Origin of the sequence: Woodsholea maritima DSM 17123 (assembly GCF_000382325.1) — a bacterium.
In the GTDB taxonomy this organism is placed as follows: Bacteria; Pseudomonadota; Alphaproteobacteria; order Caulobacterales; family Maricaulaceae; genus Woodsholea; species Woodsholea maritima.
On sequence record NZ_KB908063.1, the window covers coordinates 12,956 to 38,589 of the forward strand.

Below are 25,634 nucleotides of genomic sequence, written 5' to 3' on the forward strand. Positions count from 1 at the left end.
GTATCCCATTTCATCCCCTGTTATCACTGCATCACCACTGGCTGAGTGGGGAGGATGTGACGCAGCACTTTTCGATCGCGGACTAGCGGGCCTGATCCCTTTTGTCCACAGGCAAAAAAGGGCCTTAAAGACAGTGCTAATTTGCTGCACACGCACAGTCCCGCATGAAACTTAGGAATCTGCCAAGTCCAACAAACGATGAAAGAAACAGCTAGCACTGAAGATATACAATATGCGCCCTCAAAGCGTCCAGACACCTTGCCCCTCTGGCACGAAAAAGCCGCCCTCCCGGCGGGAGGACGGCTTTTTTCAAACATAGGACCTATGCTTAGTTGAAGCGCTCTACCGCAATGGCTGTGGCTTCACCCCCGCCGATGCACAAAGACGCGACACCACGGCTCAACCCACGCTTTTCAAGCGCCGCCAACAAAGTCACCAGGATGCGCGCACCCGAGGCCCCGATGGGGTGGCCCAGCGCACAGGCACCGCCATTGACGTTGATGTTCTCGTGCGACAGGCCCATTTCTTTAATGGCCACCATCGGCACAACGGCAAAGGCTTCGTTGATTTCCCACAGATCGACATCGGTCGTGGTCCAACCGGCTTTTTCCAACACTTTACGCATTGCCGGTACCGGCGCGGTGGTGAAGTAGGCGGGTTCATGCGCGTGAGCCGCCGTAGCGACGATTTTACCAATCGGGTTCAAACCGCGACGCTGGGCTTCTGACAGGCGCATCATGACCAAAGCCGCAGCCCCATCAGAAATGGCCGACGCATTGGCCGCCGTCACCGTACCATCTTTATTGAAGGCTGGACGCAAGCTTGGAATTTTTTCAGGGCGGGCATTACGCGGCAGCTCATCGCTATCCACGGTGACATCGCCCTTACGCGTAGAAATGGTCACAGGCGTGATTTCACGCTTGAAATCGCCTTCCGCCGAAGCGCGTTGCGCACGGGCCAAGGTTTCCAACGCATAGGCATCTTGATCTTCGCGGGTGAATTGATGCTCAGCAGCGATCATATCGGCGAAGACGCCCATCGCCTTTTTCTCATAGGCATCTTCCAAGCCATCCAGGGCCATATGGTCTTGAATGATGTCATGGCCATATTTGAAGCCACTCCGATGATTGGGCAGCATGTGCGGGGCATTGGTCATGGATTCCATACCGCCCGCCACGATGACATTGGCTTCACCGGCCAATAAAGCATTACGGCCCATAATGGCGGCCTGCATGCCAGAGCCACACATTTTATTAAGGGTCGTTGCCTCAACCGATTTGGGAAGACCGCCCTTGATCGCAGCCTGGCGCGCAGGGGCCTGGCCCTGACCGGCACCCAAGACATTGCCCATATAAATCGTATCGACATCGTCCCCGCCGACACCGGCCTCAGCCATCGCCGCTTTAATGGCTTCTGCGCCTAATTCATTGGCGGACAAGGGGGCCAATTCACCCAGCAATCCCCCCATTGGGGTGCGGGCCATACCGACAATGACAATTGGATCTTCTGCGCTCATAGTCGTCTCCTCAGGGACTTATTGTTCTCTGGCTGTGCGTATCTTTGAAGAGGCGGGGGCTATGTCGTCAAGTATTTTCGCCGCACTTGCGAAGCGGCTAACCACCGCGCCCACACCTCAAAACTGGCTTATCACCCTTTTGATATATGGGGTTTTCTTTTTTATTCTAGCCCTCATCATTTTTGGGGCACACCCGTCATCGCTGCACATGCACACATCCTATTTGAAGCGCGAATGGACGTTTTGGCTGCTCAGCCCGCTTTATTTTGTAATCCCCAGCCTGGGCGAAGAAATCGTGTTTCGCGGCCTCCTCCAGCCGAAGCGACTTTTTGGCGGCACGTCAAAGGCTTGGGCGCTATCTGGCCTCAGCCTTCTGGCGTTTATACTCTGGCATCCGGTCCAGATTTGGCTCGGGCTTCCTAGCGCGCAAAGTGTATTCCTGGAGCCCGCTTTCTTGATGATTGCCGGACTATTAGGTCTGACCACAACGATCTTGACCCATAAAACCGGCTCATTATGGCCCGGCGTCATTTTGCATGGCGTGGTGGTGATCGGCTGGAAGGCGCTTAGCGCTTAAAATTTTAAAGCGGCATGACCGCGCTCACATCGCGTTCATCTTCCAGGCTCTAAACCTCGCCCCGCCGTGTCAATCGAATCACAGAACGATTGCACGCAAAACGCGCACTTGTTAAGCCTCGCTCTCGGATTAGGGGACACTCCGATGACCGAACAAAAATCAAAATCGCAAAACGCGTTGGCAGGCGTGATGCCGGTCGGTGCCTTTTGCCCCCTCCCCACCAACACGCGGAAAAAATCGCGCGGTCATCCCATTTTAAGCGGTGTAATCATGGCTTTAACGCTGGGCCTGTTGATCCCCGCCTTCATTCTGATTGCCATCATGCTGGTCCAACTCATTCCCACCAGCGTGGACGTCAAAACGGCGCTGACCCAATGGGGGGGCCTGGCGACCTTGGTGATTGTCGCCTTAGGGGGCAGTTTATGGCGGGTTTTACGACCCTAGCCGCCGCCCCCCTTCGCTTAATTCTGCGTGGCTTTGATCCAGCCGCCGCCCAGAACGCGGTCCGCATCTGGGGCTTCATAAAAGACGCAAGCCTGACCGGGGGCGACGCCCTGTTCGCCCTGATCCAGAACGATGAAGACTTTACCTTCGACAATCTCCAGACTAGCCGGGGCGGGTGGACGCGTAGAGCGAACTTTGACCAACAGGGCTAGGCCGTCCTGGTCGTCTAAATCACCCTCACCGATCCAGTTGACATCGTGCAGTTCAATACGCGCGACATTCAAATCTTCGCGCGCGCCCACAATGACTTGAGCCTTTTGCGCATCCAGCTTGACGACATAAAGCGGCTCACCCGTCGCGACGCCCAGACCGCGCCGTTGACCCACCGTGTAGTGAATAACGCCCTCATGCTGGCCCAGAACCCGGCCATCGACATGGACGATGTCACCCGGCTTCACGCTGCCGGGACGTAGTTTTTCCACCACGCTGGCATAATCGCCATCGGGCACGAAACAGATATCCTGGCTGTCGGGTTTGGCCGCGACAATCAAGCCAAAAGCGGCCGCCAGCTCACGCGTTTGATCTTTATCGAGCTTACCCAAGGGAAAGCGCAGAAAGTCCAACTGATCCTGGGTCGTGGCGAACAAGAAATAGGATTGATCCTTGCCCGCATCCTTGGCCCGGCGCAGCTCAGCGCGGTTTCCGCCCATGGTGCGCTGGATATAATGGCCCGTCGCCATGGCGCGCGCGCCCAATTGCTGGGCCGTCGCCAGCAGGTCGGCAAATTTCACTTTCTGATTACAGCGCACGCAGGGAATGGGCGTCGCCCCGGCCAGATAGGTATCGGCGAATTCATCCATTACCGCATCTTTGAAGCGGCTTTCATAATCGAGGACATAATGGGGAAAGCCCAGGCTTTCTGAGACTTTGCGCGCGTCATAAATATCTTGTCCTGCGCAGCAGGCCCCTTTGCGCTTGATCGCTTCGCCATGATCATAAAGCTGCAAGGTGACGCCCACGACGTCATAGCCCGCGCGGTGTAAAACCGCGGCACAGACCGAGGAATCCACCCCGCCCGACATGGCGGCCACCACGCGGTGATCACCCGGCGCACCGCCCAGGCCCAGAAACTCACCGGTTAAACCATATTGTTCCAGCAGCGCATCAACGCGCGCCCAGTCGGCCTTCTCCACACCGGGCGCACCGGGTAGAGCCATGGCCCCAGCCCCCGGGCTTACCGGGGTAGTCTTGAATAAAGTCGCCATATCCTCGCCTCCTGCGGGGTCAAGGCCCGCAGCAACCGGTTACAAAGTGCGCACCTATAGCGCAAAACCGGCCGGTTTTCCAGCCAAAGCCGCTGAGAGACTTAAAAAGCGCCTAGATAAACTGAAGCAGGGATACCTGAGACAAGGTGGCAAAGGTGCGCGCCGAAACATCCAGGGCCGCCTTGGCCTGTTGAAACCGGGTTGCGGTTTCAGCTGGATCCACCCCTTCGGTATCATGGACCATGATCGTTAACAGATCACGCTGTTTGATCTGCGCATCTATGGTATTATCGACCAGCTTATTGGTCGATCCGGCGCGGGCCTGAAGCGTATTGATCTGATCAAAGGCCCCGATTGCGTTTTGTATTTCGGTCTGGATGAAAGTCAGCTGGGCGGGCGTAATCTCACCCGCAAACGGGCCTGCCGCGCTAGCGTTAAAATCCGCCACCCGTTCAATCACGCCCATCAAATCGCGGCCCAGCTCATTGGCCAGCTCGCCCACTTCAATGGTGCGGTTCTTATTGATGGTCGCGGTGGGCTTGCGGTTATTGTTGACGAAGGTGTCATCAATCGTCGCGGCAGCTTGAAGGTCGGCAATTGTATCGGCCACAAAGGGCTTGGTATCAGTGCGCGTGCCACCGAAGATATATTCGCCCTTATGCGAGGTATTTAAAATATCCTGTGCGGCTTCGAAGATTTCCTGCATCTTGGTCATGATGAAGTCGCCATCATCGGTGGTCAGAGCTTTGCGCAGCTCTGTGGCCTGATTGGACAGCTCTTTCAGCGCCAAATCCTGAACGTCCATACGATTTTGCGCCATTTTACCTGCCGCGATATAGGTTTTAGACTGAGAAATCGCGCCCTTACCCGCCAGGATCAATTCCGCATCCAGGCCATAGCCTTTCAGATCGGGCGCTTTCAGCTCGGTATTGATCTGAAAATTCGCATCATAGAGCGCCTTTTGCGAGCGCATCAGATTATCGACCGAGGCTTGGATCACTGCATTAGAGGCAACACGCATCGCTTAGACCGCCCTTAAACCAGATTGAGCAGGGTTTCCGTCATCTCATTGGCCGCTTGCAACAAGCGTGCAGCCGCATTGTATGACGATTGATAAATAGTCAGATTGGCCAGCTCTTCGTCCATATTGACGCCTTCGACATCGCTGCGCTTTTGATCGGCCACGGTTTGCACAGATTGGGCGCTGTCATATTCACGCGCTGCGCGCGCCGAACGCGCGCCGATATCTCCGGCAACGCGTGCACCATAATCTTGCAAGCTGGCCGCGCCGGATGCCAATCCTCCGGCCGCAGAGAAGCTGTATTTCTTATTGAGCACATTATACAATAGTTGACCGCCGCGCGCATCGCCCTCGGTCAAGACCGTATCACCGGGCACGGCAGGCCCGCTCAAATCCAATTGCGCCATGCCGACCCGGCTACCATCGCTCAGCAAATCTGAACGCACGTGAAAGCTTTCCGTACGCGAGAATTTCGCGCCATCACTGGCCCCGAATAACTGACTGAAGGAAATGCCGGTCGCACCGCGCTGGGTGGTGTCCTCTACAATCTCGACCGTATAATTTTCATAGCCCGGCTGAGGCGTCAGCACCAAAGCGCCGCTGGCGTCCAGGCTATATTGCGCATAGGTCCCGATCCCGGCGGAGGCGTTATTGATGCCAGACAGCATAGTGCCAAAGGTCAGGCCCGCAGGGGCATTGGTAATTTCCTGAACCACACGGCCATCGGGGTGGCTGATTTTAAACTTCAGCGTGCCACCGGGATTAAAGCCATGATCCGCGCCATTGGTCTGCATGGTATTGTAGAAGCTGGGGTATGGCGTGGTGACCATGTCATTAAGGCCAAAGAAGTGCGAAAAGCCGCGCCCGCCCAGTGATGACGGATTTGCCGCATCATCAATAAAAGAAATGCCATGATCGGGATTAGTCGCAGAAATCGTCAAACGCCCATTGGTGAAGCTGGCCGTGCCGTTCGCACCCAAAGCGGTGTTGAGGCCCGCCACCAAACCATTGACCGTGCCCCCTGGGGCCCCGTTCACGGTAAACCCACCCGCGTTAAACTGCAGATCAATCGTGTCGATCAAAGTGCCGTCTTTATCAACGATCGCCAAGGTCGATTGGCCCGAACCCTGAACAATATCGGCGGGCAATAACCCCGTCTGACGCCCTGTCAAAGTGTTTAACGGGGGATAGGCTGAGGTCTGGTTGTGGGCCGCGTTTAACGCATCTGCCACGCCCGAGGTATATTCAGCCAATTCTGCCGCCATCGCAGGCAGATCCACATCACGTGCCTCGATCAGGCCGCGAATTTCACCGCCATGAATATTATGGGTGATATCAACAGGAACGCCGCTATTGCCATAAGAGGCGCTGACCCCCCCATAATCAATACCATAAGTCCCCGTTCCCGAGGGCACATAATCAAGAAGCGCAATGGTATTACCCAAAAGGAGCTGACCATTACCGGTACGCACAAACACGCGCCCATCGGGTTGCAGATCCCCGCGCACATCCATGATCGTGGCCAGCTCGTCCATCAATTGCGAGCGCTGGTTTTGCATGCCCGATAAATCAGAACCCGCCGCAAAAGTTTGGGCTTGAGCATTCAGGGCTTGCAATTCACCTAGAATTTCATTGCCGCGCCGGACACGGTTTCCTATCCGGTCATCGACCTCGGCCCGCATTAAACGAATTTCTTCGGACAGCCGCGCGGCCTCATCGAAATAGCTTTCGAGATCCGAGACCGCGGTCAAGCGTGAAACAGTGGTCGAGGGATTGGACGCCGCCGCAGCAAAGGCACTAAAGGCCGAATTTAACTTACCAAATACGCTACCCTGATCACTGGTCGAGCCAAATTGCGATTGAATACGATCCAAAGCATCGGATTTAGCCTGGGCCGCCGAAGCATCCCCACGCGCACGCAGAGATGCGGCCGTCAGGAAAGCATCGGCAATCCGGCGCACCCCGACCACTTCCACGCCCATGCCTTGGCCGGCACTGACGCGCGGCACCTGAACGACTTGGGTGCGCGCATAGCCAGGCGTGTTAACATTCGAGATATTGTTAGAGGTCGTGCGCAAGCCAATCTGGCTGGCATTCAGCCCCGAGAGTGCATTGGAAATAACGCCCATCATCGACATGGCAGATCCTCCACCCCGCGCCCTTCATCTCTTGCCCACTTAAGGGTAGAAATTGCCGAACCCGGCAGCTCCTGCCCAGCGGCGCATTCAAGATGGAAGACCAGGTAACCCATTATATTAATTATCCTTATTGGACATTCGCGTCCTGCAGCTCCTACTATTCGAGCCTTTGCTAGGATCACAAGGCGCAAAGCTTGGGCCAAGTAAAAGCCTGGCAAAGTCTTCCCGGCGGCTTTTGCCCAGTGACGTAAAAGAAGCGTTAAAAACTCCTCGTAAGCTATTGTTTTATAATAATTACTAACGATACGTAAATATGGCCCACCCCTTGCAGCCATACCCTCGCTAACGTGGCTGCAAAACGCAGCTCCATTAAAAAGCGCGAGAAATACCGCGCCATGGATGACTGGGGACTGCTATGTTTGCGCCTGTTTCACCTGCACCCTTGCCTGCGGGCAATAGTGCACCGGCTCGTGAGGCCGCCATGCCCGCGCGTGCTCCGAAAGATGAGACTTTCGAGCGCATGATGCGTGAAGACGCATCAAGCCGCGATGAGGCGCGTCCTGCCCCGCAAGACACGCGCGATGCAGGCCGTAATGAGCGTCCGAGCAGGCCTTCACGCGACAACAGTGATCATGGCGAAGATACACACGTGCGCGATCAAGACGCGCAGGCCCAAGATGGGGCTCACCCTGGCCCGCAGCCCAACACTCACGCTCAAAGCGCGCCTATACCTGGCATGAGCCCTGAAGATTTATTGGCCCTGCAAACTGGCGCACAGGCCCGTGAAACCGATACCGCGAATGCGCAGGCACAAAGCGCTGGTGCCCGCGCAGTTGAGGCCGCGCCTCAAGTCGAGCCTGAAGCTACGCCAGAGGCCCCCGTCGCACGCACGCCTAAAGCCAAAGGCGGGCCCGCCCCTGCGAACATCTCTGCGCAGAGCGGCACAAACGCAACATCGCGCCCAGACCAAAACCAAGCTGCACCAACCCAGCCCGCCTCAGCCCCTTCTCGTGCTCAAGACGCCCCTCCTCAGGCTCAGCCAGATAGCGCAGCACAAAAACAGGTCGCAGCGCCCAAAGCTGAGAATGCCCCCACGACGCCAAATGCCGCCCCTACGCCAAGCTCCGTGCAGGCGACTGAGAGCACCCCGCGCATTCCTTCCAGCGCCACACCTTCACAAGAGGCCGATACCCCGACACCTGACGCACAACAAGCTCCCCGACATGCTCAAAGTGAAGCGCGCCCTATCCCCCAAGAACGCGTAGACACTGCGCCTCGTAACGAGCCGCCCCAGCCCAGCCCCTCAGAGCCAAACGCTGAAGCTGTCAAAGCGCCTGCAAGCCTAGCGCCGACACCCGATCAAGCCGCGCAAGAAACTGAAAACACCTCGACGCCGGAGGCTTCATCAACGCGCGCCCCTCAAGGTGTCGCCCAGGATAGCGCGCACGCCGCTGCCCCCTCATCTGAAGCGAAGACCCCGGCATCTGCGCGAACAGAGGTTAAGGCTGAAGCAGGCCCTAAAGTTAAGGCTCATACCGAGGCTAAAACGCTCCCCACCTCTGAAATCGTGGACGCGTCGGTTAAAACCCCAAGCGTTGAACAGTCCCCTGAGACGGCACAGGATCCGCGTTCAGCCGCCGCCAACGCGCAAAGTGAGAATAGCCAGGCCCCTCAGGCCCAAGCCCAAGCGCTCGCGTCCCAAGACAAGCCAAAGGCGCAGAAAAACGAAAACACCCCGGTGGAAGAGCCCTCCTCAGACGGAGAGACTGAACGCAGCGCCCCACGGCGTGAACGCTTGCTCGACGCTTATGAAGACAAGGCCAAAGCCCATATCGAAAAAGGCGCTAAGTCAGAAAGCGGCGTAACGCACCAAACCCATCACACTCTAGCGCAATCCACACCGGCCACACCAAACAATCTGAGTGTTGAGGCCAATCCAGAGGCCCCCGCTGAGCTGCGCCGCGACACACCCCTTGAAAACCTGCACGCCAAGGCCGGTATTGGGGCACAAGCCAGCGCACCAACGCATACTCAACCTTCCGTATTGAGCGATCCACAGGCGAGCGCCCCTCTTGATGGGGGCGATGCGTCCCTCACAGGCGATAGCCGCATTGAGGGCACCACCGGTAATGAACGTGCAGGCCAGGATCGCGCGCAAGCCCATACGCAAGCGGGGCGCTTCGCGCCGGCTGCCGCCCATGGCATGGCCGCGCATATCGCCAAAAAATTCAATGAGGGCAGCAAGACCTTTGATATTCGCCTTGACCCGCCAGAGCTGGGCAAGGTGTCGGTGAAATTAGAGCTTGGCCCGAACGATCGCATCAAAGCCATCTTGTCAGCCGAACGCCCTGAAGCGTTGAGCGAGCTGCAACGCTCCGCACGGGATCTGGAAAAAGCGCTGCAAGACGCCGGGCTTGACGTACAAAACGGCGATCTCAGCTTTGAACTGAATACGCCTCATCATCAAGGTGGCGAGCAAAATTCATCTGAAAACTCGGGCTTTGGCCCGCGCCAAACCGTATTTTTCCATAATCCGCTGGACGAGGATCTCAACCTCGCCACACGCCCCGCATCCGTCTCTTTATATGGCTTTGCGCTTTCAGCGCGCCAAAGCCTCAATGTCCAAGCTTAGCGCTAAGAGGTCAAAATGCCCGAAGTCGCCGGAACGCAAAATGCACAAGCTCAAGCCAGCCAACAATCCAAAGCCCGCGTCGGATTGGCGGACAATTACGAAACCTTCCTAACCCTGTTGACGACCCAGCTCGCCAACCAGGATCCGCTGGACCCGCAAGATTCTCAGGAATTTGTCAGCCAATTGACCGCCTTCACCGGGGTGGAGCAACAAATCGCGCTGAAAGAAAGCATGGATAGCCTCCTACAGCTGCAATCCACCAGCTTGCAGATGAATGCCGTGGGCTTCATGGGCCAAAAGGCGATTGTCCTCAACGACAAACTTTCCTTGGGCGAGGACGGCGATCTGACCTGGACATATAACCTAGCGCGTGAGGCCGATGAAACCACTGTCAAAGTCTATGATGACAAAGACCGCTTGGTGAATGAGTACGACGCGCAGACCGGGGCCGGCGCACACGACTTCACCTGGGATGGAAAAAACGAAAAAGGTCAGCGTTTACCTGAAGGTGTTTACAGAATAGAAATTGTTTCGAAGGATGCTGAAGGTAACGCAATCGAAACTGACACGCGTACAGAGGGGGTCGTCACCGGCGTGGATCTTTCTGGTTCACAAGTTTATGTAGAAATCGGTGAAACTAAAATTCCTCTGGGCTTGGTTGTTGGCATTAAAAGCTCAACCACGAATACGAATTCATAACGGGCAATAGCCCCATTTGATTGAAAAATTCAATCAAGTGACAAAAAAAGCAGAAAGCTCCGATGGTGTTTACAACTGGAGCCACTTATGAGTATTAACTCAGCCCTTGCCGCAGGTGCATCTGGACTACTTGCCAACTCATTCGCATTGGCCGCGATCTCTGATAACATCGCCAATGTCAATACGGTCGGCTATAAGCGTGTGGCCACGACCTTTTCGGCCAATTATGAAACCACCAAGGGCGCAGGCGATGCGCGCTATGCAGCCGGTGGTGTATCTTCGCTATCGTCTTTGGATATCAGCACCGAAGGGCTGTTAAACCCCGCCAACTCCGCCACAGATTTGGCCGTTCGCGGAAAAGGCTTCTTTGTTGTCCGCCCAAACGCGTCTGCCGGGGTTGCTGATGCGGTCTATTTCACCCGTGCTGGCTCCTTTGAAACGGATAATTCTGGTTATCTTAAAAACAATGCCGGCATGTATCTCTATGGCTGGCCGGTTTCTTCCGATGGATCAGTTCCGGTAAACCCTTCCAATGTCAGCTTGCTAGAAGCGGTCAACCTGTCCAACATTGGCGGCGCTGCTGAAGCGACATCGCGGGTGCGCGTGAACGCAAACCTATCATCTGGCACAACCATATCGGCTGCAGCGACCGGCGCGCCTGCCACCTATGACCCGACAAACAGCGCTCTCAACATGGCCTCAGGCAATGTTGCGCCTGATATTGTTGTCCCGTTGGAAGTTTATGACACCCAAGGCGGCGTTCGCACGGTGAACCTGTCGCTTTTAAAAAGCGCGACCGCCAACCAATGGTATGCAGAGCTTCACATCACGCCCGCAACAGATGCTGTAACCGGGGCAAATCTTGTCGATGGTCAAATCGCGACCGGAACAATCGCCTTTGACACCAATGGTCAGATCGATACCACGAACACCACTTTACCGAACTCCTTCACCATTCAGGGTTCAGACTTTGCCGGGCCTTTGGGGGCAAACCAAGTCCAATGGGCACCCGCGACAGGGATTGGCTCACAAACGGTCTCTCTTGATTTGGGTGCAGCCGGCGCACCAGGCGGGATTACCCAGTATAATAGTCCAACCAATATCGGCTCGACCATTATCAATGGTGCCGTCTTTGGCTCCTTTGAAGGCGTTGAAGTCAGCTCTGATGGTTTCGTCTCCGCCCGCTTCAGTAACGGTGTGGTCCGCCAGATCTATCAAGTTCCCTTGGCCTCTGTCGTCAATCCAGACGGCATGGCGTCCGTTGGCGCAGGCTCCTTCGCTGTAACCCCTGAATCCGGTGCCTTTACCCTGAACGTACCTGGCTCTGGGTCTTCAGGCAGTGTGTCGGCCCAAACGCTGGAAAATTCTAACGTCGATATTGCGACAGAATTTTCAAATCTCATCATCACCCAACGCGCCTACTCCGCCGCATCGCGTATTATCACCACCGCCGATGAGATGCTGGCCGAGGCGATCCAGTTGAAACGATAGAGTAAATTCGCAATTTACTACACTTTAACCCCAGGGCCATCTACCCTGGGGTTAAATTTTTTCTAAACGCTTGATTTACCTGATATTTACCGAAGCGCTTAGGGCGGTGTTAAAAGCCTTCGCGTATAGTCCTCTTCATGACGGCACACAAAAGTGCTGCGTAAGATAAGGACTGGGTCGGATGGAACGTCGGTTTAAAAAGGAAAATTATGTGATCGGACCGGATGGGTCGCCCCTGACGGTGGCCGATCTACCGTCTCCGAACACGAAACGCTGGGTCATTCGGCGCAAAGCTGAAGTCGTAGCCGCCGTGCGCGGAGGTTTGATCAGTTTGGATGATGCGTGTGAGCGCTATCGGTTGACGGTTGAGGAATTTCTCGGCTGGCAGCGCGCGATCGACCGCCACGGCCTTGCAGGCCTACGCACCACACGCATTCAAGATTACCGTCAAGCACAGTAATCCCTCCCCATAGAGGGATGAGTAAAAGGCGATCCGGAAGCGGATCGCCTTTTTCTATTCACACATTAATGAGACGTTTACGGGACAAGTGGGAAAATTCTGCCTAGCACTAATGCTTTGAGAGCGAATTGATTCGTTTGGGTGGACTGTTTCCGTGAATGCATTTTTAGAACAATTGACGAAATTCGGCATCGGCCGACTGATCGCCATTTTTGGTCTGACGGCGGGGGCCGCAGCCGCACTGGTGATTTTCACCTCCAAAATGAATGGGGGTGGGGAGGCGTTGCTGTTTTCTGGCTTGCAACCCGCCGATGCCGCAACCGTGACCCAGCGCCTGGATCAGGCCAGTATTTCCTACACCCTTGCCGAAGGCGGATCAGCGGTTTATGTCCCCGCCTCCCAGGTCGATGAGGCCCGCTTAAGGGTGGCCTCTCAAGGGGCTTTAGGATTTGGCTCGGTCGGCTATGAGATCTTTGACGAAAGTGATGCGTTGGGCACCACCGCTTTTGTCCAAAACGTCAATGCCAAGCGGGCCTTGGAAGGCGAGCTGGCGCGTTCGATCAATACCATCAATACCGTCAGCGCCTCGCGGGTGCATTTGGTGCTGCCCGAACGTCGCCTGTTTTCACAAGACCAGGAAGACCCCAGCGCCTCGGTTGTCATCACCACGCAAGGCCGGGTGACGCAAAGCCAGGTCGATACGATCCGAAATCTGATCTCAACCGCCGTTACAGGTCTATCACCAGGGCGCATTACGGTCGCCGATGATCAAGGGCGCCTATTGGCCAGCCCATCAGGTGAAGGCGAAAGTGCCAGCGCCGCCGCCTTAGAAGATCGCCGCGAAAGCTTTGAATCTGATTTGCGTGAGAAAATCCGCGATGTCGTGTCCGGCGTGGTGGGCGCAGGCGGGGTGCGTGTGGTGGTTACCGCCCAGCTCGACCGACAAAGTTTAAGTGAAACCAGTCAGATCTATGACCCCGATGGACGGGTTTTGCGCTCTGAAGTCTCCTCAGACATCACCTCCAGCGATCAAAACAACCAAGATGGCGGAGTTTCGGTCAGTGAAAACCTGCCTCAGGAAACCGCCCAAGGTGCAGGCGATAGCGGGCCCACCCAACGCTCGCAATCCCAAGAGGAGCGCACCACGCGCAACTTTGAAATCTCGCGCACCGATCGCACCCGGATTATGGAGGCCGGCGGTCTACAGCGCCTGTCAGTGGCGGTGGTTGTTGATGGCATCACCAGCCTGAATGAGGATGGCACCCTCAACTGGCAACCGCGCACGGACGCTGAAATGGCGCAAATTCGCCAGCTTGTCAGCTCTGCTATGGGCTTTAGTGAGGAGCGCGGCGATACGCTGGAAGTGACCAATATGCAGTTCTCGCGCCCTGATCTCAGCTTGGGCACACCGGCCAGCTCTGCCTTCTCTCTGGCGCGCGGCGATCTGATGCGGATCGGGGAAATTGCGGTTTTATTCATCACAGCCTTAATTATTGTTTTTATGGTGGTGCGCCCCCTGGTTAAAACAGTGATTGAGCCAAGTCAGCTGGCCCTTGCCGGTGCAGGAGGCTCAGCGGGCGCACTGGGCGACGGGACGGCGGAGCGGACCGGATTACCGGCTGCGGATGGGGCCACACTTCCTGAAGATGATGATGAAGGCGAGACCATTGATATCGAGCATATCGATGGTCAGGTGAAGGCGTCCTCGGTCAAAAAGGTCGCTCAGCTAGTCGAACAACACCCTGAGGAATCCATGAATATCCTCAGATCCTGGTTGAATGAGAGCTAAAAATGGCGCGCGATAAAGATATTCGCCATGTCGATGATGCGACCCAATTAGAGGGCGCAGAGAAAGCGGCCGTCATCTTGATGGCGCTGGGCGAAGAACAGGCTCAACTTTGGGAAATGATGGAGGAGGAAGAAATCCGCATCGTCTCCCAGGCCATGGCCAATTTGGGCAATGTGTCCTCGAACGTCGTCGAAAGCGTGATTGTTGAATTTGTCGGCAATATGTCCTCCACGGGGACGATTTCCGGCTCGGTGGATAAGACCCAGCGCATGCTGGCCTCTTTCCTGCCCGGCAAAAAAGTCGAAGCCATCATGGAGGAGCTGCGCGGTCCGGCCGGGCGCACCATGTGGGATAAGCTGGGCAATGTGAATGAGGTAGTTTTGGCGAACTATCTCAAAAACGAATATCCCCAGACCGTCGCGGTGGTGATTTCGAAAGTAAAATCTGATCACGCCAGCCGGGTGCTCGGCGCGCTGCCGGAAGACTTCGCCCTGGAAGTTGTGATGCGCATGCTGCGCATGGAACCGGTTCAGCGCGAGATCTTGGAGAAGATCGAAGAGACCTTGCGGACTGAATTCATGTCCAACCTGGCGCGGACCTCGAAGCAAGACAGTCACGAAATGATGGCGGACATCTTCAACCATTTCGACCGTCAGACCGAAAACCGCTTTCTGGCCGCTTTGGAAGAGCGTAACCGCGATTCGGCTGAGAAAATTCGCTCTTTGATGTTCGTTTTCGAAGATCTCAACAAGCTCGACCCGCAAGGCATTCAGACCTTGTTGCGCGTGGTGGACAAGGAGACACTGGGCCTGGCCATGAAGGGGGCTTCGGACACGCTTCGCGATATGTTCTTCTCCAACATGTCCGAACGCGCGGCAAAAATCATGCGCGAGGATATGGCCGCCCTCGGCCCGGTACGCCTGAAAGACGTCGATGGCGCGCAACAAACCATGGTCAACACCGCCAAGGATCTCGCCGCGAAGGGCGAGATTTTGATCGCCGATGGCGGCGGCGAAGACGAGCTGATTTACTAGGACCCGATGAATGGCTGAACGCTACGAGAAATTCTCTTTCGATCGCGAATACGCCGCGGATGGGACCATTCTGCGCGATAATACCGGGATCAAGAAAATCCTCACGATTGAAGAAGCCGACGCGCAGGCGCAGGCCGCCGCCCAGGCGGCTTTGCATGGCGAAGAGGCCAAGGCCGCTCATGCGCGCGCCGATGCGCTGCGCCATATTGACGGGCGCTTACAAATCTTGCTCTCCCGCCTCCATCAAGAATCTGAAAGCCTGCGTCACGAGGCCGTTGAACTCGCCCTCATTACCGCGCAAGTCATTGCGGACAAAGCGCTGGAGCAATTTGGCGAAGAGAGCGTGCGTCAATGCATTGAAGAGGCGCTAGGCGATCTTCGCGGCGAACCGCGTGTCACTATTCGCTTGAACCCGATCTATGTCGATGCCCTCGCCCCTGAAATCGAGCAAATGGCCAAGCATATCGGCTATGAGGGCGCGATCCATGTGCGCGGCGATGACGACATGGCGGTGGGCGATTGCGTTTTAGAGTGGCGAAATGGGGCGATCGAGCGCACCCGCCAAGACATTCTCACCCAAATTCAAGGCGCGGCGGAAAAATGGCTGGCAACCCCGTCCAGCGCGCCTGACCACGCTGAAGACCCTGATTTCGATCAGGCCAGCGGACAATAGAGGTCTATCATGGCTGATGATGATTTAAATTTACCCGAGTTTGGCAATGAAGGCGGTAAGCCCGCCACCTTGATTGACGATGAATTGCGAACGGCCACCGATCTGGCACCGGTCTTCGATGTTCCGGTCAATATCTCGGCCGTTCTGGGTAAAGCCCAGATTGATGTCAACTCGCTTCTGAAACTGTCGTCTGGTTCAGTGTTGGAACTGGATCGCAAAGTCGGTGAAGCCATAGATATTTACGTCAATAACCGCCTGGTTGCGCGCGGTGAAGTCGTGGTCGTGGATGAGCGCCTGGGCGTGACCATGACCGAAATTATTAAGGATGGCGAAGGCGTCTAGCCGCCCCTTCCCAAAGCCTTGGAGGATATGAGCCATGCGGGTACTCATCGTAGGAAGTTTAGGCGGCCAGCTATCGACCGCCACAAAGATCGCCATGGATCGCGGCGCGAAAGTCGCCCATGTCGATACCGTCTCTCAGGCCACCGCCTATTTGCGCGCAGGCAAGGGTGCGGATCTGTTGATGGTCGATGTCGATCTGGACATTCAAAGCCTGATCCGCGCCAATGAGGCTGAGCGCATCACCGTGCCTGTGGTTGCCTGCGGTGTGAATGCCAGCCCGCAAAATGCCGCCTTTGCCATTCGCTCCGGCGCGAAGGAATTCATTCCCCTGCCCCCTGATGCAGAGCTGATCGCGGCGGTTCTGGCGGCCGTTGCCGAAGATAATCGCCCGATTATTGCGCGCGATCCGGCGATGTTGCAGGTCATCGAACTGGCGGAGCGCATTGCGCCGTCTGATGCTTCTGTCCTGATCACCGGGGAATCCGGGGTCGGTAAAGAAGTCATGGCGCGCTATGTCCATATGAAGTCCAAGCGCGCAAACCAGCCCTTTGTCTCGGTCAACTGCGCGGCTATTCCAGAAAACCTTTTGGAATCCGAACTGTTCGGACATGAAAAAGGCGCGTTCACCGGGGCGATTGCGCGCCGGGTCGGTAAATTTGAAGAGGCCGATGGCGGCACGCTCTTGCTCGATGAGATTTCCGAAATGGATGCGCGCCTGCAGGCTAAATTACTGCGCGCCCTGCAAGAGCGCGAGATTGACCGGGTGGGCGGCACCAAGCCGGTCAAAGTCAATATCCGCGTGCTGGCGACCTCAAACCGCGATCTCGCCCAGGCCGTCAAAGACGGCAGCTTCCGCGAGGATCTCCTCTTCCGCCTCAATGTTGTCAATCTGGCTGTGCCGCCGCTGCGCAATCGCCCCTCTGATGCCATCGCGCTGGCCGATCATTTCATCGCCAAATATGCCGACGCCAATGGGGTGGGCCATAAAACCCTCAGCGAAGACGCCAAGGCGATGATTACCGCGCGCGACTGGCCGGGTAATGTGCGCGAGCTGGAAAATGCCATGCACCGCGCGGTTCTGCTGGCGGGCGGTGAAGTGATCACGCCCGAAGCCATTCGCATGCCCGATGGCTCCGCCTTTTCCGGGATGTCCACCAAGACCCATCCCTTGGTCCAACACGCCGCCCAGGCTGCACACCTGCCCCAAGCCGCACGGGTGGGGATGACGGTCGCGGAAGTGGAGCAAAACCTCATTCTCGATACGCTGGATCATTGTCTGGGTAATCGCACCCATGCGGCGAATATTCTGGGCATTTCGATCCGCACCTTGCGCAATAAGCTCAAGCAATATTCCGATGAAGGGGTCAGCGTGCCGGGTCCGGGGGAAACCCGCATCAGCCCGGCCTAGATCTTAGCATTTTTGACTCGCGCTCGACCGATTTTCGCTTTGCCTTAATGCCTTAACCATAAAGCAGACCCATCATGGCAGACAGCTCGCTCACCCCTTCCTCTAGCTCCGGCATGCCGGCCTGGACCAAGCGCTTTTTGCGCGGGGATATTGGTATGGCGGTTGGGATCTTGGCCATTTTGACCATGCTGATCCTGCCGCTGCCCCGGTTTTTGCTGGACTTTTCGTTGGCGATTTCAATCTCGCTTTCGATCCTGGTTTTGATGACCGCGCTCTTCACCCGTTCGGCCTTGGAATTTACCGCCTTCCCGACCGTGCTCTTGATCACGACCATGCTGCGCCTGGGCCTTAATGTCGCCTCGACCCGGCTGATCCTGTCTGAAGGCTCCAACGGGACGGGCGCGGCGGGCCAGATCATCGAAGCCTTCGGGGCCTTCGTGATGCAAGGTAATTTCGTCATCGGGATTATCGTCTTCATCATCTTGGTCATTGTGAACTTCGTCGTGATCACCAAGGGTTCAGGCCGGATCGCCGAAGTGGCCGCCCGGTTCACCTTGGATGCGATGCCCGGCAAGCAAATGGCGATTGATGCCGATCTCTCCTCCGGCCTGATCAATGAGGATGAAGCGCGCGATCGGCGTAAAAAGCTGGAAGACGAATCCAACTTCTTCGGAGCCATGGACGGTGCGTCGAAATTCGTGCGCGGGGATGCCATGGCCGGCCTGATGATTACCGCGATCAACCTGATCGGCGGCATGATTATCGGCGTGGCACAAAGTGGTATGGCCTTTGGCGATGCGGCCAACACCTATTCCACTTTGACCATTGGTGATGGTCTGGTCTCACAAATTCCGGCCCTGATCATTTCAGTCGCTGCGGGTATTCTCGTCTCCAAAGCCGGTTTAGAGGGTCAGGCTGAAAAAGCCGTTTTCGGCCAGCTGGTCGCCAATCGCCAAGGCCTGGGTGTCGTCGCGGTCAGTGCCATGATTGTCGGTCTCTTGCCCGGCATGCCGCTGATCCCCTTTGCACTGATGTCGGCGGGTGCCGGGGCTTTGGCCTATTTCTCCCCCTCGCGCGAGCAGGTTGATGAGAAAAAAGCGATGGAAAAACGCCGGGCCGCGGGGCGTCCCGCTCCGGGTGAGCCGGGCGCAGAAGCTGAGAGCGAAAACGCAGAACCGCCCATCGAAGACAGCCTGGCCATGGACGATCTTAAGGTCGAACTGGGCTATGGTCTGCTGCCGCTGATCAATGACGTCGAAGGGCGCAAACTGACCGACCAGATCAAGGCGCTCCGGCGCAATCTGGCCCAGGAAAGCGGCTTTGTGATGCCATCGGTGCGCATCATCGACAATCTACAATTGTCTGCCGAAGATTATGTGATCCGCGTCAAAGAGATGGAGGCCGGGGCTGGCGTCTTGAAAATGCGTCATCTATTGGCGATGGACCCTACCGGAGCGCAGGTCGAACTGCCCGGCACCCATGTCAAAGAACCCGCCTTTGGCTTGCCTGCGACCTGGATCGAGGACGCCTTGCGTGAAGAAGCGACCTTCCGCGGCTATACTTTGGTCGATCCGGCAGCAGTTCTGGTCACTCATCTGACTGAAATTCTGCGCGATAATATGCCTGAGCTACTATCCTATGCGGAAACGGAAAAACTCCTCGCCGGTCTTTGTAAAGAGCATCAAAGCCTGGTTGAGGACATTACCCCCAACCAGATCACCAAGGCCGGTATTCAGCGGGTCTTGCAATCGCTGCTGAAAGAGCGCGTTTCGATCCGCGATCTCAGCACGATATTGGAGGGCATTGCCGAAGCGTGCAGCCATACCAAGAGCTTTGACGCCATTGTTGAGCATGTGCGCACCCGCCTGGCGCGCCAGCTGTGCTTTGCCAATCGGGGCATGGATGGGCAATTGCCCGTCATCACCATGTCCCCGCAATGGGAGCAATCATTTGCTGAAGCCCTTATTAATGATGGTGAGCGAAAACAATTAGCGCTCGCCCCCTCAAAACTGCGAGACTTTGTAAACGCTGTGCGTGTAGCCTTCGATCACGCAGGAAATATGGGTGAAGTACCAGTTTTGTTGACCTCTCCGATGATCCGGCCCTATGTCCGCTCCCTGGTGGAACGCTTCAGGCCCCAGACCATTGTGATGTCGCAAAATGAAATCCATCCGAGCGCAAAACTGAAAACATTGGGTCAGGTCTAGGGGTTAGGGCGCCATGCGTCTTCGTACATTTACCGGGAAAACCTTGCATGAGGCGATGAGCCAGGTGCGCCAATCCATGGGTCATGATGCGGTGATTATCGCCACCCATGATGCGCCCGGCGGCGGGGTGGAAGTGCGCGCGGCCGCAGAACGCATACCCCTGGCGCGCCCCGAACAAGATGCCCAAAGCCATGCCGCCCAGCGCAATGAAGACCGACGCAAAGAACGCGGTGATCATGCCGAGGGCTTGACGCGCATTGCGCGCGCCCTCTCCTATCATCGGGTTTCGGAACCTGCGGCAGAAGCGTTGATTGAATCGGCCTGCGCCTTTGAAGAGGGTGAAGCGACCGCCATGTTGGCGCGCGCCCTGGATGCGCGTTATGCCATGCACCCCATTGAGCCAGCCCCGCAACGCCCGCTAGTCTTCGCCGGAACGCCGGGCTCTGGCAAGACCTCGACCTTGGCCAAGGTCGCCGCGCGCGCGCTGGCGCATAAAAACTCAACGCTAATTATCGGCATGGACCGGGCCGCAGGCGCGCGTGAGCGTCTAGGTGCCTTTGCCCACGCCATGAGTTGCAAATTCGAAACCGCCCTTGGCCCCCATGAATTGGATGCCGTCATGGCAGGGGCAGAAGAAAGCGTTATCCTGATCGATAGTCCGGCGTGTAATCCTTTTGACCTCGACCAGCTTGATGATCTTCGCGACATCGCGCTTTCCAGTGAAGGCGAGATCATCCTTACCCATGAAGCTGCGATGGGCCCTGAGGATGGTGAAGACATGGCCGCGCTGTTTGCCTCCATCGGGGTCGCGCGCGCGGTGATTACCAAGCTGGATATTGCCCGGCGCCTGGGTGGGCTCTTAGGGGCTGGCGAAGCCGGGCTCTCTTATGCTCAAATTTCTGCCTCTCCCTTTATTGGCTCTGGGCTTGCGCCCGCCACACCCTTACGTTTATCGCGCTTATTGCTCGACGATTTCGACAGCCCCTTTGAAGGAATAAGCGGATGAACCGTCCGACCTCCGCATCCACACCTTTCCCGCAAAACGGACCGCGCACGGCCGGGCGGATCCTCGCCGTGGCCTCAGGTAAGGGCGGGGTGGGCAAGACTGTGATTTCCACCTCGCTCTCGCGCGGATTTTCCCGCCTGGGCGAGCGGGTTCTGCTGGTCGATGCCGATCTGGGCATGGCCAATGTCGATGTGCAGATGGGAATTACCCCCGCCGGGGATCTCGCCTCGGTCGTGTCAGGCCGGATGACCTTGCAAGAGGCCCTCTCCCCGGTACTTGGCGGATCCAAAGATCGCGGCGGCTTTGATGTGCTGCCCGGGCAATCGGGTTCAGGCGCGCTGGCCGGTCTGGATATGGATACCGTGAATGATCTGGCCGCCAATGTTGCCGCCGTCGCGCTTTCCTATGATCGCACCATTTTGGATCTGGCCGCCGGGGCAGAACGCACCAATATTCGCCTGGCCATTGCCGCCGATGATGTGCTGATCATCATCAATGATGAGCCGACCTCGCTGACAGATGCCTATGCCTTTGTGAAAACTTTGCGCATGCGCGATGAAGGGGCCTCACCCTTTATTGTCGTCAATGGCGCACCCAGCCGCAAAGCCGCTGAGCAAGCCTATCTGACCTTCGCGCGCACCTGTGAGAGCTTTTTAAGCTTCCGTCCGCCTTTGGCCGGTATCATTCGGCGCGACCCCCACGTGCCCCAGGCCATCCGCACCCAAACCCCCGTCAGTGTGCGCTATCCCACCAGTGATGCGTCTGCCGATCTGGAACGCCTTGCCAATGCCCTCGCGACCGGCGTAAAACACCGTTAGGGTTAAACCGCTGGCCCTTTAGGGGCTTAGCGCGCGGTTTTTATCAGGCGTGGGGGCGCTTATGTTCGATATGGTTGTAGAGCGGCTCGCCGAGGGCTTTACCGCATCAGATTGGTGGATGCTGATCGCGTTTTCGATTGTCGGCGCGCTGGTCATTCGGCGCTGGGATCAACTGACCCCGGCAGCCTTAACCGCCTATACGCTCGATTCCATTGCGCCCTTCTTCGGACGCATGTTTGAAGGCATTCCGGCCAATTTTGCTTTCCAGTTCGCCTTTACCCGTCTCGATGATAATGGTGCCGCCGCAGTGTTACGTCTGGCCCTGTATTTCGGGCTGATTGCGGCGATGTTCTATGCCCGCCGACGCTATGGCCCCCCGCCTGCACCGCCTCAAAAGAAACGCGGCTGATCGGCTTTACGCTAAAACTTGATTTTGGAATCCAAAGCTGCCCCCTCCGGCCTTTCAGGCCACCTCCCCCGCTATCGCAGGGGAGGATAAATCACCAAGCTGTCACCCAAACTTGATCTGGCATGACATGTTCGACCCGAAGGGTCGCAAGCGCGACTGTCCTCAAATAGCCGACAGGCGATAGGACAAATAAAAATTGCGCGCCCGCAGCGTAAGCGAGGAAACCTCTTAACCTGTCATCCCCGACTTGATCGGGGATCTATTGAGCGTGAAGGCGATGTTTATAGATCCCGGATCTCACTTTCGTTCGTCCGGGATGACAGTCCTTTATTTAATTCAGAACGCGTCCCCGGACTTGATCCGGGGTCCAGGGAACCCCCTCCCCCGCAATTGGGGGGAGGATAAAGTCCTCTATTCCACATCCACGACAAAGCCATGGCCGTCTTGGATGATTTGCGCCTGTAACAACTCCACCGCCTCGGCCCAGGCGGCATCGGTGGTTTTGGCCTCAAAATAAATCTCCTGACTTAAGGAGAGGAGCGGACCATAAAGCTGGGTACCCTCGGCGTCATCATGAATGGTAAAACGCGTGCTGGTGGTTTCAAGCTGGGTAAAGGCCGCACGTACCCGCGCCCAGTATTGCGCCGTCGCGGCCCAATATTCCTCCACCGCAAACGTGCCGACCAGCTCAGCCTTGCGATAGGTATTGACCCCCACTTCACGGACCAATTCCTGATGCGGTGTCGTGCGCAGGATCAGCTTGGAATTATCCTGTTCATGGGTCCACCCCCAAGGCGTGATGGTGTGGCGATTAACGGCCGCGATCACATCATAATCATCACGCGTCGTTGCATCACGGCGCGGTAAAGGCCGCCAGGATACCGGCGGTTGCCAGGTGGCGGCTCCCTCACCATGGTGCCAGCGCCCAACGCCCGCATAACGCGGGGAATCATCGACTTGATAAACGGTTTGCGACCAGGCCCCGATGCGCTCAGCCGCGCTGACCGGATCGACCCGCCAAGTTTGAAAACCTTCATAAGCCAGAACCTGGCTCGGTTGATATTGCCAGTCTTGACGCCAATGCTTGATCACAAAGGGCGCATCCTCATCACCGACCAGCAAGGCATGCTGCAGCGAAATGAAATCACCGGTATCGGCGATCACCCAAACAACCTCGCGCGCGCCGCTGAGTTTGGGCTCTTTCAGCTCATATCCCTCAGCAATGGCAACGGTTTCAGTGAAATCAAAGGTTACCGCATAATCGCCCTGCATCGCCAAAATAGCTTGGCGATCGGCTTCATACTGCGCCTCAGTGCGCGCAGCGCTCACCGCCGGACCCTGATTTAAATCAGCCGGCACACTCGTACAGCCCGCCACCATCAAGACAGCCCCAACCAGACCTATTCTTAGTGATTGTCGCATCATCGTCTTCCCCTTCCACACACACAGCCAGGCCCAGATGGCTAAAATCACCCGGTGCAAATTGCGAGCGATTCTGACTTGCGTTCTTAATAAGACTGAGGCACAACTATCGCAACTGAGAACCACTTGCAACTGTGGGCGCGCATCTTTCCACGCCTCCCCCATCGGGAAATCGCGTATCGGCAGATGATGTAAGGGGTTCAAAGTCTGTATCCGGCTTACCGGGAAAGATCCGTCCTTTCCCAGAAGAGCGGCGAGCTGGATACATAAGATCGCCCTGCCTTCCTCGATCAAAGGCAGGGCGATCTAAATTCATCTTGGCGCGTTTTGTTCCTGGCGCGCTTTGAGGGGAGTAAGCCCGGGCGATTGGTCATCAGCCCGGGCTTACTTATTTTTGTGGTGATGAGGATTGAGATCCTAATTCGCCAGGCGGCGCATGCGCCCTGCGATCTCATCCATTTCATCTTGCTCGGCTTTACGCACGCTTTCCTGAGCGCGGGCCAGGCGGCGCTCTTCAAGCAATTCGTATTTTTTCAATTCCTGGAAAGCCGTTTCCATGCGGGTGCGCAGCTCATCAGTTTGGGCCTGAACCCCATCGAGCGAGGCGCGAAGATTGTCTTTGCGCGCAATAACAGAACGGGCATAGGAGCCATAGGCCAAGAACCCGTCTTTATTTTCCTGCGCGACCACTTGTTCACCGGGAACGCTTTCTTCCAGGCGATCAATCTGATCGAGAATAGACTGGCGTGCGCGATCTATCTCGGCCATCTGTTTTTGAAGCTCTTCTACTTTGAACCGGGCCAGCCGGATCAAAGGTGCGTGCGAGCGTGTCATCCTTGAACTCCCTCATCCACCAAAATTGCGCTTAGGGCTGCGAAACTCTCCTCGATTGAGGAGGCCTCATCTTTTGCCTGATTAAGTAGCGCCTCTAACGGTTCATTGACCGTAATTGCCCGGTCCACCTCCGGGTTTGAGCCTTGTGCATAAGCGCCCAGCCGTATCAACTCGGCCATGTCCGCATAGGCAGCAAGATTTTTACGCGCCTCACGCACCAGGGGAGCCTCTTGGGGCTCATAAACCTCTGGGGCAGTGCGCGAAATTGATTTCAAAACGTCAATCGCCGGGAAACGTCCGCGTTCGGCAATCGCGCGATCCATCACAATATGGCCGTCCAGAATACCGCGTACGGCATCGGCGACCGGTTCGTTGTGATCATCACCATCCACCAAAACGGTAAATAAACCGGTGATAGACCCGCCACTCTTCACACCAGGGCCGGCGCGCTCCAACAGGCGGGGTAATTCTGCAAAGACCGACGGGGTATAGCCGCGCGTGGTCGGGGGCTCACCGGCGGCAAGACCGATCTCGCGCTGGGCCAGGGCAAAACGCGTGACCGAGTCCATCAGACAGAAGACCGATTTGCCCTGGTCGCGGAAATATTCCGCCACCGTCATCGTCATATAAGCCGCCTGGCGGCGCGCCAAGGCGGGCGCATCGGAGGTTTCAGTGATGACGACTGAGCGCGCACGCCCGTCCGGTCCCAGCACATCCTCAACGAACTCGCGGGCCTCACGCCCACGTTCCCCGATGAGGCCGATCACGATAACATCGGCGTCACATCCGCGCGCCAGCATCGACATCAAAACCGATTTGCCCACGCCCGATCCGGCGAACACGCCCAGGCGCTGCCCCCGACGCATCGGGGTAAACAAATTCATCGCGCGCACACCCAGATCCAGACGCTCGCCCAGACGATCGCGCGCATGGGCGCTGGGCGGTCCCCCTTTGAGGTGATAGCCCGCCGGGCCATCGGCCAAGGGGCCTAAATCATCCAAAGGTGCACCAAAACTGTCGATCACCCGGCCCAGCCAGCTTTCATGGGGGCGGACCAGTGCGCCTTCGGGCTGCAAAGTCGCCTCTGCGCCCGGGCGCACACCATGCAGATCGCCAAAGGCCATCATCAAAGCGGTATCGCCGCGAAAGCCGACCACTTCGCACACGCTGGAGCCATAGCGATGAGAAATCTGCGCACGTGCGCCCAGCGTCAGGCCCGCCATCGGGCCTTGCGCTTCGATCAGCAATCCGTTGACGGCCGCCACACGCCCCTTATAGGTGCGCGTTTCAAGGCCGCGAACACGTTCGATCAGACTTTGCACTGCGGTTCTCGCAATAATGAGCCTTTTGGCTCGGGCTTAAGGTTCATGGAGCGTTATAACGTCAGTGCGGTTTCAACCGCGTAAACATAGATCTCTTTCGCGCACCAACGGCCCACTTTTGACTGAT

General features: G+C 56.9%; 22 protein-coding genes. 15 read left to right on the forward strand and 7 right to left on the reverse strand.

The window, feature by feature from the left end; genetic code table 11:
• Positions 1 to 328: 328 nt before the first annotated feature.
• Positions 329 to 1,516, reverse strand: a complete 1,188-nt coding sequence (locus H151_RS0113790) for a thiolase family protein (RefSeq protein ID WP_019962256.1) — start codon at positions 1,514 to 1,516, stop codon at positions 329 to 331.
• Between the two features lie 208 nt (positions 1,517 to 1,724).
• On the opposite strand from H151_RS0113790, the gene H151_RS17700 reads away from it, so the two are divergent.
• Positions 1,725 to 2,093 carry a CPBP family glutamic-type intramembrane protease gene (locus H151_RS17700; protein WP_169336762.1) on the forward strand — a complete coding sequence of 123 codons (369 nt, stop codon included), beginning with the start codon at positions 1,725 to 1,727 and terminating at the stop codon, positions 2,091 to 2,093.
• Positions 2,094 to 2,237: 144 nt separating this feature from the next.
• Positions 2,238 to 2,537, forward strand: a complete 300-nt coding sequence (locus tag H151_RS0113800) for a hypothetical protein (RefSeq protein ID WP_019962258.1) — start codon at positions 2,238 to 2,240, stop codon at positions 2,535 to 2,537.
• A gap of 17 nt (positions 2,538 to 2,554) precedes the next feature.
• On the opposite strand, the gene mnmA is transcribed toward H151_RS0113800, so the two are convergent.
• From mnmA to flgK, 3 genes are all read right to left on the reverse strand, one after another.
• Complete coding sequence (gene mnmA / locus H151_RS0113805; RefSeq protein WP_233354597.1) at positions 2,555 to 3,802, reverse strand: tRNA 2-thiouridine(34) synthase MnmA; 1,248 nt, start codon at positions 3,800 to 3,802, stop codon at positions 2,555 to 2,557.
• A 112-nt stretch (positions 3,803 to 3,914) separates the two neighbouring features.
• Positions 3,915 to 4,823 (reverse strand): flagellin, encoded by a 909-nt coding sequence (locus H151_RS0113810; RefSeq protein WP_019962260.1) that lies wholly within the window; start codon positions 4,821 to 4,823, stop codon positions 3,915 to 3,917.
• Between the two features lie 14 nt (positions 4,824 to 4,837).
• Positions 4,838 to 6,961 (reverse strand): flagellar hook-associated protein FlgK, encoded by a 2,124-nt coding sequence (flgK, locus tag H151_RS0113815; protein ID WP_019962261.1) that lies wholly within the window; start codon positions 6,959 to 6,961, stop codon positions 4,838 to 4,840.
• A 415-nt stretch (positions 6,962 to 7,376) separates the two neighbouring features.
• Here flgK and H151_RS0113825 point away from each other — a divergent pair, with 415 nt between their 5' ends.
• The 13 genes from H151_RS0113825 to H151_RS0113885 all read left to right on the forward strand — a co-directional run bounded on the left by H151_RS0113825 (position 7,377) and on the right by H151_RS0113885 (position 21,929).
• Complete coding sequence (locus H151_RS0113825) at positions 7,377 to 9,593, forward strand: flagellar hook-length control protein FliK (RefSeq protein WP_019962263.1); 2,217 nt, start codon at positions 7,377 to 7,379, stop codon at positions 9,591 to 9,593.
• A gap of 15 nt (positions 9,594 to 9,608) precedes the next feature.
• Positions 9,609 to 10,292, forward strand: a complete 684-nt coding sequence (locus H151_RS16565) for a flagellar hook assembly protein FlgD (RefSeq protein ID WP_019962264.1) — start codon at positions 9,609 to 9,611, stop codon at positions 10,290 to 10,292.
• A gap of 87 nt (positions 10,293 to 10,379) precedes the next feature.
• Positions 10,380 to 11,783 carry a flagellar hook protein FlgE gene (locus H151_RS0113835; protein ID WP_019962265.1) on the forward strand — a complete coding sequence of 468 codons (1,404 nt, stop codon included), beginning with the start codon at positions 10,380 to 10,382 and terminating at the stop codon, positions 11,781 to 11,783.
• A 181-nt stretch (positions 11,784 to 11,964) separates the two neighbouring features.
• Complete coding sequence (gene sciP, locus H151_RS0113840; RefSeq protein ID WP_019962266.1) at positions 11,965 to 12,243, forward strand: CtrA inhibitor SciP; 279 nt, start codon at positions 11,965 to 11,967, stop codon at positions 12,241 to 12,243.
• A gap of 154 nt (positions 12,244 to 12,397) precedes the next feature.
• Positions 12,398 to 14,032: a flagellar basal-body MS-ring/collar protein FliF gene (gene fliF, locus H151_RS0113845; protein WP_019962267.1), complete on the forward strand. Its 1,635-nt coding sequence runs from the start codon at positions 12,398 to 12,400 to the stop codon at positions 14,030 to 14,032.
• A gap of 2 nt (positions 14,033 to 14,034) precedes the next feature.
• Positions 14,035 to 15,066 (forward strand): flagellar motor switch protein FliG, encoded by a 1,032-nt coding sequence (gene fliG, locus H151_RS0113850; RefSeq protein WP_019962268.1) that lies wholly within the window; start codon positions 14,035 to 14,037, stop codon positions 15,064 to 15,066.
• 10 nt (positions 15,067 to 15,076) lie between these two features.
• Positions 15,077 to 15,739, forward strand: a complete 663-nt coding sequence (locus tag H151_RS0113855) for a FliH/SctL family protein (RefSeq protein WP_019962269.1) — start codon at positions 15,077 to 15,079, stop codon at positions 15,737 to 15,739.
• Positions 15,740 to 15,748: 9 nt separating this feature from the next.
• Positions 15,749 to 16,081: a flagellar motor switch protein FliN gene (gene fliN / locus H151_RS0113860; protein ID WP_019962270.1), complete on the forward strand. Its 333-nt coding sequence runs from the start codon at positions 15,749 to 15,751 to the stop codon at positions 16,079 to 16,081.
• 34 nt (positions 16,082 to 16,115) lie between these two features.
• Positions 16,116 to 17,489, forward strand: a complete 1,374-nt coding sequence (gene flbD, locus H151_RS0113865; protein ID WP_019962271.1) for a sigma-54-dependent transcriptional regulator FlbD — start codon at positions 16,116 to 16,118, stop codon at positions 17,487 to 17,489.
• A gap of 74 nt (positions 17,490 to 17,563) precedes the next feature.
• Positions 17,564 to 19,696, forward strand: a complete 2,133-nt coding sequence (gene flhA, locus H151_RS0113870) for a flagellar biosynthesis protein FlhA (protein WP_019962272.1) — start codon at positions 17,564 to 17,566, stop codon at positions 19,694 to 19,696.
• 13 nt (positions 19,697 to 19,709) lie between these two features.
• A complete protein-coding gene (locus H151_RS0113875) occupies positions 19,710 to 20,702 on the forward strand; it encodes a flagellar biosynthesis protein FlhF (RefSeq protein WP_019962273.1) in 993 nt (330 codons plus the stop codon).
• Entirely contained in the window at positions 20,699 to 21,520 is an 822-nt protein-coding gene (locus tag H151_RS0113880; protein WP_019962274.1) for a nucleotide-binding protein, read from the forward strand. The genes H151_RS0113875 and H151_RS0113880 overlap by 4 nt, the downstream gene beginning before the upstream one ends.
• 61 nt (positions 21,521 to 21,581) lie before the next feature.
• The gene (locus tag H151_RS0113885; protein WP_019962275.1) at positions 21,582 to 21,929 is read left to right on the forward strand and encodes a hypothetical protein; all 348 of its coding nucleotides are present in this window, start codon (positions 21,582 to 21,584) and stop codon (positions 21,927 to 21,929) included.
• Between the two features lie 411 nt (positions 21,930 to 22,340).
• On the opposite strand, the gene H151_RS0113890 is transcribed toward H151_RS0113885, so the two are convergent.
• The 3 genes from H151_RS0113890 to fliI form a co-directional block, all read right to left on the reverse strand.
• Positions 22,341 to 23,354: a DUF6607 family protein gene (locus H151_RS0113890; protein WP_233354599.1), complete on the reverse strand. Its 1,014-nt coding sequence runs from the start codon at positions 23,352 to 23,354 to the stop codon at positions 22,341 to 22,343.
• Positions 23,355 to 23,768: 414 nt separating this feature from the next.
• On the reverse strand, positions 23,769 to 24,185 hold the full coding sequence (locus H151_RS0113895) for a flagellar FliJ family protein (RefSeq protein WP_019962277.1): 417 nt from the start codon (positions 24,183 to 24,185) through the stop codon (positions 23,769 to 23,771).
• Positions 24,182 to 25,507: a flagellar protein export ATPase FliI gene (fliI, locus tag H151_RS0113900; RefSeq protein ID WP_019962278.1), complete on the reverse strand. Its 1,326-nt coding sequence runs from the start codon at positions 25,505 to 25,507 to the stop codon at positions 24,182 to 24,184. Before fliI ends, H151_RS0113895 begins: the two co-directional genes overlap by 4 nt.
• Positions 25,508 to 25,634: the final 127 nt, after the last annotated feature.

What these genes read in the sequence shown, in the direction of transcription:
- H151_RS0113790 (WP_019962256.1), bottom strand. Translation starts at nt 1,516, where the DNA reads ATGAGCGCAGAAGATCCAATTGTCATTGTCGGTATGGCCCGCACCCCA.
- H151_RS17700 (WP_169336762.1), top strand. Translation starts at nt 1,725, where the DNA reads ATGCACACATCCTATTTGAAGCGCGAATGGACGTTTTGGCTGCTCAGC.
- H151_RS0113800 (WP_019962258.1), top strand. Translation starts at nt 2,238, where the DNA reads ATGACCGAACAAAAATCAAAATCGCAAAACGCGTTGGCAGGCGTGATG.
- mnmA (WP_233354597.1), bottom strand. Translation starts at nt 3,802, where the DNA reads ATGGCGACTTTATTCAAGACTACCCCGGTAAGCCCGGGGGCTGGGGCC.
- H151_RS0113810 (WP_019962260.1), bottom strand. Translation starts at nt 4,823, where the DNA reads ATGCGTGTTGCCTCTAATGCAGTGATCCAAGCCTCGGTCGATAATCTG.
- flgK (WP_019962261.1), bottom strand. Translation starts at nt 6,961, where the DNA reads ATGTCGATGATGGGCGTTATTTCCAATGCACTCTCGGGGCTGAATGCC.
- H151_RS0113825 (WP_019962263.1), top strand. Translation starts at nt 7,377, where the DNA reads ATGTTTGCGCCTGTTTCACCTGCACCCTTGCCTGCGGGCAATAGTGCA.
- H151_RS16565 (WP_019962264.1), top strand. Translation starts at nt 9,609, where the DNA reads ATGCCCGAAGTCGCCGGAACGCAAAATGCACAAGCTCAAGCCAGCCAA.
- H151_RS0113835 (WP_019962265.1), top strand. Translation starts at nt 10,380, where the DNA reads ATGAGTATTAACTCAGCCCTTGCCGCAGGTGCATCTGGACTACTTGCC.
- sciP (WP_019962266.1), top strand. Translation starts at nt 11,965, where the DNA reads ATGGAACGTCGGTTTAAAAAGGAAAATTATGTGATCGGACCGGATGGG.
- fliG (WP_019962268.1), top strand. Translation starts at nt 14,035, where the DNA reads ATGGCGCGCGATAAAGATATTCGCCATGTCGATGATGCGACCCAATTA.
- H151_RS0113855 (WP_019962269.1), top strand. Translation starts at nt 15,077, where the DNA reads ATGGCTGAACGCTACGAGAAATTCTCTTTCGATCGCGAATACGCCGCG.
- fliN (WP_019962270.1), top strand. Translation starts at nt 15,749, where the DNA reads ATGGCTGATGATGATTTAAATTTACCCGAGTTTGGCAATGAAGGCGGT.
- flbD (WP_019962271.1), top strand. Translation starts at nt 16,116, where the DNA reads ATGCGGGTACTCATCGTAGGAAGTTTAGGCGGCCAGCTATCGACCGCC.
- flhA (WP_019962272.1), top strand. Translation starts at nt 17,564, where the DNA reads ATGGCAGACAGCTCGCTCACCCCTTCCTCTAGCTCCGGCATGCCGGCC.
- H151_RS0113875 (WP_019962273.1), top strand. Translation starts at nt 19,710, where the DNA reads ATGCGTCTTCGTACATTTACCGGGAAAACCTTGCATGAGGCGATGAGC.
- H151_RS0113880 (WP_019962274.1), top strand. Translation starts at nt 20,699, where the DNA reads ATGAACCGTCCGACCTCCGCATCCACACCTTTCCCGCAAAACGGACCG.
- H151_RS0113885 (WP_019962275.1), top strand. Translation starts at nt 21,582, where the DNA reads ATGTTCGATATGGTTGTAGAGCGGCTCGCCGAGGGCTTTACCGCATCA.
- H151_RS0113890 (WP_233354599.1), bottom strand. Translation starts at nt 23,354, where the DNA reads ATGATGCGACAATCACTAAGAATAGGTCTGGTTGGGGCTGTCTTGATG.
- H151_RS0113895 (WP_019962277.1), bottom strand. Translation starts at nt 24,185, where the DNA reads ATGACACGCTCGCACGCACCTTTGATCCGGCTGGCCCGGTTCAAAGTA.